Source organism: Streptomyces sp. NPDC001415, from assembly GCF_053597395.1.
This window is the reverse complement of record NZ_JBSFIE010000021.1, coordinates 81,306-93,415: the sequence shown is the minus strand read 5'-3', so window position 1 is coordinate 93,415 and position 12,110 is coordinate 81,306. Positions and strand designations below refer to the sequence as shown.

12 protein-coding genes are annotated in these 12,110 nt (G+C 71.3%); 8 read left to right on the top strand and 4 right to left on the bottom strand.

What is annotated here, in order from left to right; translation table 11 throughout:
* Window positions 1-85 precede the first annotated feature (85 nt).
* Window positions 86-508 (bottom strand): YjbQ family protein, encoded by a 423-nt coding sequence (locus tag ACWC2B_RS25590; RefSeq protein WP_450720395.1) that lies wholly within the window; start codon window positions 506-508, stop codon window positions 86-88.
* A gap of 131 nt (window positions 509-639) precedes the next feature.
* Between ACWC2B_RS25590 and ACWC2B_RS25585 the strand changes: the two genes are divergently transcribed.
* From ACWC2B_RS25585 to ACWC2B_RS25560, 6 genes are all read left to right on the top strand, one after another.
* Window positions 640-723, top strand: a complete 84-nt coding sequence (locus ACWC2B_RS25585; protein WP_356832488.1) for a putative leader peptide — start codon at window positions 640-642, stop codon at window positions 721-723.
* 406 nt (window positions 724-1,129) lie between these two features.
* A complete protein-coding gene (locus ACWC2B_RS25580) occupies window positions 1,130-2,014 on the top strand; it encodes an ABC transporter permease (protein WP_450720393.1) in 885 nt (294 codons plus the stop codon).
* Window positions 1,987-2,742, top strand: a complete 756-nt coding sequence (locus tag ACWC2B_RS25575) for an ABC transporter ATP-binding protein (protein WP_450720391.1) — start codon at window positions 1,987-1,989, stop codon at window positions 2,740-2,742. The genes ACWC2B_RS25580 and ACWC2B_RS25575 overlap by 28 nt, the downstream gene beginning before the upstream one ends.
* Before the next feature lie 25 nt (window positions 2,743-2,767).
* Window positions 2,768-3,793 carry an ABC transporter substrate-binding protein gene (locus ACWC2B_RS25570; protein ID WP_450720389.1) on the top strand — a complete coding sequence of 342 codons (1,026 nt, stop codon included), beginning with the start codon at window positions 2,768-2,770 and terminating at the stop codon, window positions 3,791-3,793.
* A complete protein-coding gene (locus ACWC2B_RS25565; RefSeq protein WP_450720387.1) occupies window positions 3,793-5,001 on the top strand; it encodes an LLM class flavin-dependent oxidoreductase in 1,209 nt (402 codons plus the stop codon). The genes ACWC2B_RS25570 and ACWC2B_RS25565 overlap by 1 nt, the downstream gene beginning before the upstream one ends.
* 64 nt (window positions 5,002-5,065) lie before the next feature.
* Window positions 5,066-6,157 (top strand): NAD(P)-binding domain-containing protein, encoded by a 1,092-nt coding sequence (locus tag ACWC2B_RS25560; protein WP_450720443.1) that lies wholly within the window; start codon window positions 5,066-5,068, stop codon window positions 6,155-6,157.
* A 39-nt stretch (window positions 6,158-6,196) separates the two neighbouring features.
* On the opposite strand, the gene mltG is transcribed toward ACWC2B_RS25560, so the two are convergent.
* Window positions 6,197-7,030, bottom strand: coding sequence for an endolytic transglycosylase MltG (mltG, locus tag ACWC2B_RS25555; protein ID WP_450720385.1), 834 nt, complete (start codon window positions 7,028-7,030; stop codon window positions 6,197-6,199).
* Between the two features lie 137 nt (window positions 7,031-7,167).
* A complete protein-coding gene (locus ACWC2B_RS25550) occupies window positions 7,168-8,976 on the bottom strand; it encodes an ABC transporter ATP-binding protein (protein WP_450720383.1) in 1,809 nt (602 codons plus the stop codon).
* A gap of 117 nt (window positions 8,977-9,093) precedes the next feature.
* Between ACWC2B_RS25550 and ACWC2B_RS25545 the strand changes: the two genes are divergently transcribed.
* Together ACWC2B_RS25545 and ACWC2B_RS25540 are read left to right on the top strand one after the other, a co-directional pair.
* Window positions 9,094-9,552 carry a MarR family winged helix-turn-helix transcriptional regulator gene (locus ACWC2B_RS25545; protein ID WP_450720381.1) on the top strand — a complete coding sequence of 153 codons (459 nt, stop codon included), beginning with the start codon at window positions 9,094-9,096 and terminating at the stop codon, window positions 9,550-9,552.
* A gap of 210 nt (window positions 9,553-9,762) precedes the next feature.
* Window positions 9,763-11,151: a Gfo/Idh/MocA family protein gene (locus ACWC2B_RS25540; protein WP_450720379.1), complete on the top strand. Its 1,389-nt coding sequence runs from the start codon at window positions 9,763-9,765 to the stop codon at window positions 11,149-11,151.
* 60 nt (window positions 11,152-11,211) lie between these two features.
* Here ACWC2B_RS25540 and ACWC2B_RS25535 read toward each other — a convergent pair whose 3' ends face one another.
* Complete coding sequence (locus tag ACWC2B_RS25535; RefSeq protein ID WP_450720377.1) at window positions 11,212-12,090, bottom strand: GNAT family N-acetyltransferase; 879 nt, start codon at window positions 12,088-12,090, stop codon at window positions 11,212-11,214.
* Between the last annotated feature and the right edge of the window lie 20 nt (window positions 12,091-12,110).

Genomic DNA, 12,110 nt, shown 5'->3' with positions numbered 1-12,110 from the left:
GAGGTTGCCGAATCCCCTGGCATACGACGCGGCCATGATGCCACACCCCTCAACTCACCTACTGTTGAAGTGACTTTCGCCCGACTCAGCCGACAAAACTCAGCCGCACCTGCCGGTTCGGATTGTCCTTGTTCGTGTCCACCAGGCACACCGACTGCCAGGTGCCGAGCGCGAGTTGCCCACCGATGACCGGCAGCGTGGCGTGCGGCGGCACCAGGGCGGGCAGGACGTGGTCGCGACCGTGGCCGGGGCTGCCGTGCCGGTGCTGCCAGCGGTCGTCGGCGGGGAGCAGGGTGTGCAGCGCGGCGAGCAGGTCGTCGTCGCTGCCCGCGCCGGTCTCCAGGACGGCCACGCCGGCGGTGGCGTGCGGCACGAAGATGTTGAGCAGGCCGTCGCGGCCGGCCGCTCGCTGCCGCAGGAACTCCTCGCAGTCCTGGGTCAGGTCGGTGACCGTCTCGCGGGAGCCGGTCGCGATGTCGAGGACGTGGGTGGTGAAGGCGTCGGACATGCTCCCCATCTTCCCGCCCACGCGCCGGGTACGCGTGGGCGCCGCACCGGGGCCGCCCAACAGGCAAGACCGCGCGTCCGAGGAACGAGACACCGTTGACCCCGTCCGGAACGGGTCGCTACGTTCACGCCATGTTGCGTACAGCCCTGCTCACCACGCGCGGTCACATCGACCTGCTGCGGGTGGCGTCCGCCGCCTGTTGTCGCGGCTGCTGACGTCCCTTCGGGCGACGGGCACCTCTCGGATGGGGCCGGCGGGTCAGCTGGCGCCGATGTATCAGAAGGTGCTGGCGGATCAGATGTTGCTGACGCGTCCTTCCGCCGGTCACGGCTGCTGAAGCCTTCTCCCGCGGCCCCCACGGCCCGTCGCGGCCACTGACGGTACGTCTCTCCTTTCCGAGTCCGGCCCGGTCCTGCCAGTCCTGCCAGTCCTGCCGAGCCCTTCCCAACGCTTGCAGGACCTCGCCGTCGTCCCCTTACACGCGCGGCCGGACGCTCACGTCCCGCACCATCACCCGGCGCATGCACGCGTCCGCGCATGTCCGCGTCGTGTTGGCGGCCGCCGCTGCCCGAGGCCCGCCCGCCCCCTCCCTCTCCCTCCTCGTCCGACCATGGAGTGCCCATGACCGTCGACCATGCCCCGCCGGATATTTCGGTTGAATCCGATTCCGCCGCCTTCGCCCCGCCCGACGGCCCCGCTCTCGAACCGGTCGTACCCGCCGCTTCCCGGGGCGGCCGACTGCGCTCCGTGCCGCGCTGGCTGCGCCGTACCGTCGGGCCTCTGACGCTGCTCGTCCTGTGGCAAGTCCTCAGCGCCACCGGGGTGTTGAGCCCCGACACCCTCGCCTCGCCCGGCACTGTGGCCCGCGCCGGGGCCGATCTGGTCGAGGACGGGACGCTGCCGTCGGCGATGGCCGTCTCGCTCCAGCGGGTGGCCGTCGGCCTGCTGGCCGGCGGCGCGGTCGGGATCACGCTCGCCCTGGTCTCGGGACTCTCGCGGCTCGGCGAGGACCTGATCGACGCCACGGTGCAGATGCTGCGCACCGTGCCCTGGGTCGGCCTCATCCCGCTGTTCATCATCTGGCTCGGCATCGGCGAAGCCCCGAAGGTGGCCCTCATCGCGCTCGGCGTGGCCTTCCACCTGTATCTGAACGTGTATGCCGGGATCCGCGGTGTCGATGCCCAACTCGTCGAAGCGGGGCAGGCGTTGGGGCTCGGCCGCTGGGGCCTCGTGCGTCATGTGGTGCTGCCGGGCGCCCTGCCCGGCGCCATGACCGGGCTGCGCTACTCGCTCGCCACCGCCTGGCTGGCCCTGGTGTTCGGCGAGTCGATCAACGCGGACGCCGGCATCGGCTTCCTGATGAACCAGGCCCGCGAGTTCTTCCGTACCGACGTGATCGTCGTCTGCCTGGTCGTGTACGCCTTCCTCGGCCTGCTCGCCGACGCCGTCGTCCGCACTCTCGAAAGGCTGCTCCTCCAATGGCGACCGACCTTCACGGGCCAGTGACCACCACCACGGCCACCGCCGATGCCGTACGGGTCGAGGGGCTCACCCGGGTCTTCGACGGGCGGCCCGTCATCGACGGGCTCGAACTCACCCTGGGCTCGGGCGAGTTCACCGCGCTGCTCGGGCGCAGTGGCTGCGGCAAGTCGACGCTGCTGCGGGTCCTCGCCGGGCTCGACCGGGAGATCGAGGGCACGGTTCTCGTGCCCAAGCGACGGGCCGTCGCGTTCCAGGCGCCCCGGCTGATGCCCTGGAAGCGGGTGTGGCGCAACGTACTCCTCGGGCTGCCCGGCAAGCCCCGACGCGCCGTCGCGGAAAGCGCGTTGGAGGAGGTGGGGCTCGGGCACCGGTCCGGAGCCTGGCCCAAGACGCTGTCCGGCGGCGAGGCCCAACGCGCCTCGCTGGCCCGGGCGCTGGTGCGCGAGCCGGATCTGCTGCTGCTCGACGAACCGTTCGGCGCGCTTGACGCGCTGACCCGGATCAAGGCGCAGCAACTGGTCGCCGAGCTGTGGCAGCGGCGCGGCTGCGCGGTCCTGCTCGTCACGCACGACGTGGACGAGGCGCTGCTGCTCGCCGACCGCGTCCTGGTCATGCGGGACGGCGTCATCGCCCATGACACGCCTGTCGATCTCGACCGGCCTCGCACGGTCGGCGCGCCCGGATTCTCGGCCTTGCGGTCCCGGCTCCTTGCCGAACTGGGCGTGGAGCAGCCCGCCGTCTCCCCCCTCTGAACCCCTGCGAAGGAAGCACGTATCCATGCGACGCCATACCCTGCCCGTTCTGCTCCTGCCCCTCACCCTGGTCCTCGCCGCCTGCGGCGGGAACTCGGCCGCCGACACCAAGACGAACTCCGGGTCCGGCGCGGTCACCCTCAACATCGGTGATCAGAAAGGCGGTTCGGAGGCGATCCTCAAGGCGGCCGGTGAACTCGACCACCTCGACTACAAGATCAAGTGGTCCACGTTCACCTCGGGGCCGCCCCTGCTCGAAGCGGTCAACGCCAAGGCCGTCGACATCGGCGCCGTCGGCAATACGCCGCCGGTTTTCGCCGCGGGCGCCGACTCCAAGATCAAGGTGGTGGCGGCCAGTCACGGCTCGTCCGCCGGTGAGGCGATCCTCGTCCCCGACGACTCCCCGCTGAAACAGACCTCCGACCTCAGGGGCAAGTCGATCGCCGTGGCCCAGGGCAGCTCCGCCCACTACCAGTTGCTGGCCGCCCTGAAGAAGGCCGGGCTCGGCATCGGCGACGTCAAGCTCAGCTACCTCCAGCCCGCCGACGCCCTTGCCGCCTTCAACCGCGGCAAGGTCGACGCCTGGGCGGTGTGGGACCCGTACACCTCGCAGGTTCTCGGCTCGAAGAAGGGGCGTGTGCTCACGACCGGCGAGGGGGTCGTCAACGGCCTCGGGTTCCAGGTCGCGGCGCCTTCCTCGCTGGGGGACCCGGCCAAGGCGAAGGCCATCGGGGACTACATCCAGCGCCTCAACCGTGCCCAGGACTGGGTGTTCAAGCACCCCGAGACCTGGGCCAAGGTCTGGTCGAAGGCGACCGGCCTTCCCTACTCCGTGGCGCTCGACGCGGTGAAGCGCAGCAACGGCACGCGGGTCGCGGTGGCCGTGGACCCGGCCGCGATCGCCTCGGAGCAGCAGATCGCCGACACCTTCGCCGATCTGAAACTGATTCCGCGCCGCTTCTCCTTCGAGGACTACGTGGACACCCGCTTCAACGGCTCGCTGCCCGCCTCCACCACCGCGCCCCGCTCGTACGGAAAGGCGTCCTCCTGATGACCGTCCATCTGCACTGGTTCCTGCCCACCGGCGGTGACGGCCGGACCCTGGTCGACCGGCACGCCTACACCGACGGCGGCATCAAGCGCTCGCGGATCACCCCGGTGACCGGGGTGCGCGCGCCCGACATCGAGTACTTGGCCCAAATCGCCAAAGCGGCCGAGCAGTTGGGGTTCGAGGCGGTCCTGACGCCGACGGGGACCTGGTGCGAGGACGCCTGGCTGACGACGGTCGCGCTCGCCCAGCACACCGAGCGGCTGAAGTTCCTCGTCGCCTTCCGGCCCGGCGTCATCTCCCCCGTCCTGGCCGCGCAGATGGCCGCCACCTACCAGCGCATCACCCGCGGCCGGCTGCTGCTCAACGTGGTGACCGGCGGCGACTCCACCGAGCAGCGCCGCTTCGGCGACCACCTGGACCACGACCGCCGCTATGCGCGGACCTCGGAGTTCCTTTCGGTCGTACGGGGTGCCTGGCGCGGGCAGCCGTACGACTTCGACGGCGAGCACTACCAGGTGGAGGGCGGTCTGACCGCGCTGCCGCCGGACCCGCTGCCGGAGATCTTCTTCGGGGGCTCGTCGGCGGCGGCCGGGCCGGTGGCCGCCGAGCATGCCGATGTGTATCTGACCTGGGGCGAGCCGCCCGCGCAGGTGAAGCAGAAGATCGACTGGATCCGGGGGCTCGCGGAGGAGCGGGGGCGCACCGTCCGGTTCGGCATCCGCCTGCACACCATCTCGCGGGACTCCTCTCGCGAGGCGTGGGCGACGGCCGACCGGCTGCTCGGAGACCTCGACCCCGAGACGATCGCGGCGGCCCAACAGGCCCTCGCGAAAAGCGAGTCGGTGGGCCAGCAGCGGATGCTCGCCCTGCACGGCGGCTCGCGGGCCGATCTTGAGATCTCGCCGAACCTGTGGGCGGGCGTGGGTCTCGTGCGGGGCGGCGCGGGCACGGCACTGGTCGGCAGCCATACGGAGGTGGCCGCCCGGATCGAGGAGTACCACGATCTCGGCATCGAGCACTTCGTGCTCTCCGGCTACCCGCATCTGGAGGAGGCGTACTGGTTCGGCGAGGGCGTGACACCCGAGCTCGCCGCGCGCGGCCTGCTGCCGAGGATCCCGGCCTCACCGCTGCTCGGCGTGCCCGCGGCCAACGGCCGCCCGGCCTCCGCGCCGGGCGGGGCCCCGCTCCTGGTGGGCGGCGGACGTTAGGGGCGAGCCTCCCGGGAAGATCTCCGCACCCCGCGCGGTTGGTAGAACCGTGAACGACTTCGGGGTGCGAGACGTGGACGTGGTGGTCATCGGCGCCGGGCAGGCGGGCCTGTCCGGCGCGTACCACCTGCGGCGGGCGGGCCTTGAGCCCGACCGCGACTTCGTGGTGCTCGACCACGCGCCGCGACCGGGCGGCGCCTGGCAGTTCCGCTGGCCCTCGCTCACGTACGCCAAGGTGCACGGCATGCACGCGCTGCCCGGCATGGAGCTGACGGGCGCCGATGCGGACCGGCCCTCCTCCGAGGTCATCGGCCGTTACTTCACCGCGTACGAGGACGCCTTCGACCTGCGGGTGCACCGGCCCGTCGATGTCAGCGCGGTACGGGAGGGCGAAGGAGGGCGTCTGCTCGTCGAGACTTCGGAGGGCGGCTATGCCACGCGTGCGCTGATCAATGCCACGGGGACCTGGGACCGGCCGTTCTGGCCGCGCTATCCCGGCCAGGAGACGTTCCGGGGGCGGCAGTTGCACACGGCGAACTATCCGGGGCCCGGCGCGTTCGCGGGGCAGCGGGTGGTCGTGGTCGGCGGCGGGGCCTCGGGCACCCAGCATCTGATGGAGATCGCGGAGGTCGCCGCGGACACGACGTGGGTGACGCGCCGGCCTCCGGTCTTCCGCGATGGCCCGTTCGACGAGGAGGCCGGGCGCGAGGCCGTGGCGATGGTGGAGGAGCGGGTGCGGCTCGGGCTGCCGCCCAGGAGCGTGGTCTCGGTGACAGGGCTGCCGCTGAACGACGCCGTCCGGGCGGCGCGGGCCAAGGGCGTCCTGGATCGGCTGCCGATGTTCGACCGGATCACCGAGCACGGGGTGGCCTGGAACGACGGGCGGAGCATCGAGGCCGATGTCATCCTCTGGGCCACCGGGTTCCGCCCGGTCGTCGACCATCTCGCCCCGCTGCGCCTGCGCGAGCCGGGCGGCGGCATCCGCCTGGAGGGCACCAGGGCGGCCCGGGACGAGCGCGTCCATCTGGTCGGCTACGGCCCGTCGGCCTCGACGATCGGCGCGAACCGGGCGGGCCGGGCGGCGGTACAGGAGATCAAGCGGCTCCTTGAGCGGGAACCGGTCGGGGTGAAAATCGGGGTGCAAGCCGGAGTGTAAACGGCCCGCTCGGGCACCGCCGGAGGGCGGCCGGGCGGATCAGTCGGCCCTGGCCGCCTTCTTCTGGTGCTTGTTGAACTCCCTTACGTTCAACCGGTGTTGGGCATAGCTGTCGGCGAAGCGGGTGTCGCCGGGCGCCACCGTCACGAAGTACAGCCAGTTGCCCGGGGTCGGGCTGAGAGCGGCGTTCACCGCCTGCTGGCCCGGGTTTCCGATGGGGGTCGGGGGCAGGCCCTTGTGCTCGTAGGTGTTGTACGGGCTGTCGGTCCTGGTGTCGTCCGCCGTGGTGGTCAGCGTCGAGCGGTTGAGCGCGTAGTTCAGCGTCGAGTCCATCTGGAGTGGCATGCCGCGGGCCAGGCGGTTGTGGATGACGCGCGAGACCTTGCCCATGTCGGCCGCGGTGTCGGCCTCGGCCTGCACGATTCCGGCGATGGTCACGGTCTGATAGACCGTCAGGCCGCCACGCCGGGCACTCGCGGTGATCCGGTCCTGCCCGAAGTGCTTGTTGGCGGTCTCGACCATGTGGGCGAGCAGTCCGCCCGGGCTCGTGTCGTCCGTGATCGGGTAGGTCGCCGGGTACAGATAGCCCTCGGGGTTGCCCTTGGCCTCGGCCGGCAGCTTGAGGTCCGCCGAGGCCGCGGCCGCTTTGGTGGTGCCGGGCGGCAGATCGAGCCGCTTGTCGACGGCCGCGTACACCTGGCTCGCCCTCCACCCCTCCGGCACGACCAGCGTCCTGACCGGGGCGCCGGCTTCTTCCCTCAGCGCCAGGAAGAGTGCCGCACCGGCCGCCACGAGCAGCGCGAGCACCAGCAGGAGGAACAGCCAGCCACGGCGGGACAGCCGGACCCGTCGGCGGTACGAGGTCTCACTCATGGCGGCACGCTACCCCCAGATTTAAGACAAATCAGACATTCGACGGGCTCGTCGCGAGCCGCCCGGCGCCGTCGCTCCCCGCCCCCACGGGAGCGGCGGTGTCGCCGCGTGTGCGCCGGGCGTTCGGACACGGGCCCTCAAGGAGTGGGGGCCAGCTCGGCGTCCCTGCGGACCAGTGCCGCGTATCTGCCGTCCTGGTCGAGGAGTTCCTCATGGGTGCCGCGCTCGGCTATCCGGCCGCCGTCCAGGACGACGATCTGGTCCGCGTCGCGCACGGTGGACAGGCGGTGGGCGATGGTGATGGTGGTGCGGCCCTCGGAGAGCGCATCGATGGCCTGCTGCACCGCGTGTTCGGTACGGGTGTCGAGCGCGCTGGTCGCCTCGTCGAGGATGAGCACGGGCGGGTCGCGCAGGATGGTTCGGGCGATGGCGAGGCGCTGCTTCTCGCCGCCGGAGAACCGGTAGCCGCGCTCGCCGACGAGGGTGTCGTAGCCGTCGGGCAGCGAGGCGATGTGGTCGTGGATCTGGGCGGCGCGGGCGGCCTCTTCGAGTTCCTCGTCGGTGGCTTCCGGCTTGGCGAAGCGCAGGTTCTCGGCGACCGAGGCGTGGAAGAGGTAGGTCTCCTGGGAGACCACGCCGACCGAGCGGGCCAGGCTGTCGAAGTCCAGCTCGCGCACGTCGACGCCGTCGAGGGTGACGCGGCCGCCGGTGACGTCGTACAGGCGCGGCACCAGGTAGCTGAGCGTGGACTTGCCGGAGCCGGTGGGGCCGACGACGGCGAGGCTGCCGCCCGCGGGCACGGTCAGGTCTATGCCGGCGAGGGTGGGGTGTTCCTGCTTGTCGTCGTACCGGAAGTCGACGCCCTCGAAGCGGACCGCGCCGCGCGCCTTGGTCAGGCGTACCGGCTCGTCGGGCTCGGTGATGTCCACCGGCAGGTCGAGGTATTCGAAGATCCGCTGGAAGAGGGCGAGCGAGGTCTGCATCTGGACGCCCGTGGACAGCAGGCTCACGGCGGGCCGGAACAGGCCCTGCTGGAGCGAGACGAAGGCGACGAGGGTGCCGATGGAGACGGAGGGGCCGCCGGTCTGGAGGGCCATGCCGGCCGCCCAGTAGATGACGGCGGGCATGGCGGCCATGACGATGCCGATGGTCGACATGCGCCAGCGCCCGGCCATGTTGGAGCGGACTTCGAGGTCGACGAGGCGTTCGGACTCGGCGGCGAAGGACTTGGTCAGCGAGTCGGAGCGGCCCATGGTGCGGCCGAGCAGGATGCCGCTGACGGAGAGGGATTCGGTGACCTCGGCGGCCATCGCGGCCATCTGCTTCTGGCGCTGGGTGGTGATCTTCTTGCGTTCGCGGCCGACCCGGCGGCTGATCCACACGAACACGGGCAGCAGGAGCAGCGAGACGACGGTCAGGCGCCAGTCGAGCGCGAGCATCGCGACGACGGAGGCGACGACGGCCGTGAGGTTGGAGACCAGCGAGGTCGCGGTGGAGGTGACGGTGGCCTGCATGCCGCCGATGTCGTTGGCGATGCGGGACTGCACCTCGCCGGTACGGGTCCGGGTGAAGAAGGCGAGTGGCATCCGCTGGAGCTGGGCGTAGACCGCGGTGCGCAGGTCGTGCATGACGCGCTGGCCGACGGTGGTGCTGATGAGGGTCTGCAGCACGCCGAACACGCTGTTGACGACGGCGGTGGCGATCATGCCGAGGGCGAGCAGGCTCAGCAGGCCCGTGCGGTTCTGCGGGATGGCCACGTCGAGGATCTCGCGCAGCAGGAACGGCGAGGCGACCGAGACGAGCGAGGACGCGGCGACGAGAAGGCCGACGATCGCGAGCCTGCCGCGGTAGGGGCGGAACAGGCCGAGGATGCGGCGGACCTGGGCGGGCTCTTGCGGCTCGGTGCCGCGGGGCGGGGGTGTCCAGGTGGATTGTTCGGGGCGCATGGGCTCCTTCGACAGGGTGTGAGGGCGTCCGCCCGGGGGCGGAACGGCGATGGCTTCGGGAGCATAGCTCATTGTTACCTATACTCACAATGAACGGGGTCCTGTTATTGTTCCCGTATGCAGCCACATATTTCCCGGGCCCCCGACGCCGACGGCCTGCTGGCCGAGCAGTTGCTGCGGCTGACGCGCCGACTGCACCGGATCCAGAAGCAGTACCTGGAGCCTGTCGGGATCACGCCCGCGCAGTCCCGGCTGCTGCGCACCGTCGCGCACTGGAACGAGCCGCCGCGCATGGCCGATCTGGCCGCACGCCTCGAAGTGGTCCCGCGTGCGGTGACGACGCTGGTCGACGCGCTGGAGGAGAGCGGGGACGTGCGCCGGGTGCCGGATCCGACCAACCGCCGGGTGATCCGGATCGAGCTCACGGACGCGGGCCGCGCCACGCTGCGTGCGTTGCGCGGCGCGCGCCGGGGCGCCGCGGAGGAGATCCTGGCCCCCTTGACCGCCGACCAGCGCGAGGTGCTCGGCGGACTGCTGACGGCTCTGGTGGACGGGTCTCCGGAGCGCCGCTGCTGACGGACCCTACGAGGTCGTAGCGCCGCCGGAGCCTCGCGCCCCCTGAGCCCCCCGGTACCGCATCGGAGCCCCGGGCCCGCTCGCGCCCCGACACGCGCACCCCGCCCTCTTGCGCATCAACCGCCTCACCCTCCAATGTCGCTACCCAGGTTCGGTAAAGGGTGGGCAAATGGCCGCCCAGGGAAGTCTCGTCGATCGCCTGGAGGTTCGATGAACGACGCGGTACCGGAGCAGCACGACGTCAGTCGGCGGTCCGTTCTGTGGTCCGCGGGGGCCGCCGGGGCCGGGCTCGCGTTCGGGGCGCCGCCCGCGGTGGCGGAGGAGGTGCCCGCTCAGGAGCCCCGGCGGCAGGGCCGCACCATGATCGGGGTGCCCTTTCAGCGGCGTTCGGCGGTGCGGGTCGCGCTGATCGGGCTCGGCAACCGGGGCGGGGCGATGATCGACCTCTACCTGGCCGTGCCGGGCGTCAAGGTGGTGGCGCTCTGCGATCCGGTGAAGGCGAAGGCCGAGCGGGCCGCCGCCAAGGTCACGGCCGCCGGGCAGCCCGCACCGGCCGTCTACGTGCACGGCGACCACGACTACGAGCAGCTTCTCCAGCGCGGCGACATCGACTTCGCGCATGTCGCGACGCCCTGGGACTCGCACTTCGAGATCGCCAAGTCGGCGCTCCTGAACGGGGTTCACGTCGGCGTGGAGTGCCCCATCGCGCTCCAGCTGGACCAGCTGTGGGACCTGGTGAACCTCTCCGAGCGGACCCGCAGGCACTGCATGCAGCTGGAGAACTGCTGCTACGGCCGCAACGAGATGCGGGTGCTGCGCATGGCGCACGCGGGCAAGTTCGGGGATCTGCTGCACGGGGCGGGCGCGTACAACCACGACCTGCGGGGCCTGATGTTCGACCCCGCGTACTACGAGGGCCCGTGGCGCAGGCTGTGGCACACGCGGCTGCGCGGCGACCTCTACCCCAACCACGGCTTCGGGCCGGTCGCCAACTACATGGACCTCAACCGGGGCGACCGCGCGGTCAGCATCGTCAGCGTCGGCTCGCCCTCGCTCGGCCTGGCCCAGTACCGGGCCGCCAACTTGCCCCCGGGCGACCCGAGTTGGAAGGAGACGTACATCGAGAGCGATCGCACGATCAGCCTCGTGCAGACCGCGAAGGGCCGGGTGATCCGGCTGGAGCACGACGTGTCGACACCGCATCCGTACAGCCGGATCAACAGCCTCGGCGGCACCAAGGGGCTCTTCGAGGACTACCCCGAGCGGATCTACATCGAGCCGGACCACAAGAACGACGAGTGGGGCGACTTCTCGAAGTACGCCGAGTGGGACCACTGGCTGTGGAAGGAGCACGCCAATCCCCCGGGCGGGCACGGCGGGATGGACTACATGCTGGTGTTCCGGCTGATGCAGTGCATGCGCCTGGGCCTCGTGCCCGACTTCGACGTGTACGACGCGGCGACGTGGACCTCGCCGGTCCCGCTGAGCGATCTGTCGATCAAACAGCGGGGCATGCCGCAGCGGATCCCCGACTTCACCCGGGGCGAGTGGCGGAAGTCCCGGCCCGGGATGGACTCCGAGAAGCCCGCCGAGGTGTGAGGCCGCCGGTGCCGGACCGCCTCCGCGGTCCGGCACCGTCACAGGAACGGTCCGGCACCGTCACAGGAAATGGCCGCTGGCCAGGTACGGCGCCGGGTCCTTCATGCCGCGTACGGCGATGTACCCCTCCTGGCCGATGTCGAGCCGGGCCGCGAGACCGACGTCGAGGGCCCACTCGTTGGCCGTGGTGATGCAGTTGACGAGGGTGTCGCCGCGCGAGGAGGCCAGCGCCTCCCACAGCAGTTTCTCCGCGGTTTCCGGGTGCGCGGCGGCCAGGAGCGTCGCGCGCCCCTGGCCGTCGATGTACACGTAGCCGGGCCGGCCGTTCTCGCGGGACACGACCAGGCGCTGGGTGTCGAGCAGGTAGCCGTGGTCGGGCCCGTGGCCGGCTCCGCGCACGTCCTGGTCGAGCCGGTCCATCCAGGCGAGGTCGTCGGCCCGCCCCTCGTCGAGCCCGGTGATCGCGGGAAGCGTGGAGCGGTCGACGGTGCCGACCATCCGCATCTGCGGGTGGAGGGAGAAGCCCGCGAGCCGGTAGCGGCGGGTGGCTCCGGGGTGCACGGACGAGGAGAACAGTCCGGGGCGGCCGTCGGCGTGCGCCAGGGCTGCGTCCATCAGGCGCCTGCCGACGCCCGCCCGCTGGTAGTCGGGCAGCACGCCGTAGGTGGCCAGGAACCAGAGGCCGTCGCGGTTCTGCGAGATCGCGAAGCCGACGACCGCGTCGCCGTCCACGGCGATCGAGCAGCCCCCGGGATCCACGGTGAGGAAGTGCCGCATCCGGTCGATCCACTCCTTCTGGCCGGCCACGGAGCGCGGCTCCGGCTCGGGATCTCCGACGCGTGCGCCGATCCGGTCGCCGTCGAGGAAGGTCACGTCCGACGCGCGCTCGGTGCGGTGGAGGTCGTCCTCCCGCATCGGCCGCACCTGTACAGAGTCCATGCCGAGAGCGTAGGGACGCC

What these genes read in the sequence shown, in the direction of transcription:
- ACWC2B_RS25535 (WP_450720377.1), bottom strand. Translation starts at nt 12,090, where the DNA reads ATGGACTCTGTACAGGTGCGGCCGATGCGGGAGGACGACCTCCACCGC.
- ACWC2B_RS25545 (WP_450720381.1), top strand. Translation starts at nt 9,094, where the DNA reads ATGCAGCCACATATTTCCCGGGCCCCCGACGCCGACGGCCTGCTGGCC.
- ACWC2B_RS25585 (WP_356832488.1), top strand. Translation starts at nt 640, where the DNA reads ATGTTGCGTACAGCCCTGCTCACCACGCGCGGTCACATCGACCTGCTG.
- ACWC2B_RS25580 (WP_450720393.1), top strand. Translation starts at nt 1,130, where the DNA reads ATGACCGTCGACCATGCCCCGCCGGATATTTCGGTTGAATCCGATTCC.
- ACWC2B_RS25570 (WP_450720389.1), top strand. Translation starts at nt 2,768, where the DNA reads ATGCGACGCCATACCCTGCCCGTTCTGCTCCTGCCCCTCACCCTGGTC.
- ACWC2B_RS25540 (WP_450720379.1), top strand. Translation starts at nt 9,763, where the DNA reads ATGAACGACGCGGTACCGGAGCAGCACGACGTCAGTCGGCGGTCCGTT.
- ACWC2B_RS25590 (WP_450720395.1), bottom strand. Translation starts at nt 508, where the DNA reads ATGTCCGACGCCTTCACCACCCACGTCCTCGACATCGCGACCGGCTCC.
- mltG (WP_450720385.1), bottom strand. Translation starts at nt 7,030, where the DNA reads ATGAGTGAGACCTCGTACCGCCGACGGGTCCGGCTGTCCCGCCGTGGC.
- ACWC2B_RS25575 (WP_450720391.1), top strand. Translation starts at nt 1,987, where the DNA reads ATGGCGACCGACCTTCACGGGCCAGTGACCACCACCACGGCCACCGCC.
- ACWC2B_RS25550 (WP_450720383.1), bottom strand. Translation starts at nt 8,976, where the DNA reads ATGCGCCCCGAACAATCCACCTGGACACCCCCGCCCCGCGGCACCGAG.
- ACWC2B_RS25565 (WP_450720387.1), top strand. Translation starts at nt 3,793, where the DNA reads ATGACCGTCCATCTGCACTGGTTCCTGCCCACCGGCGGTGACGGCCGG.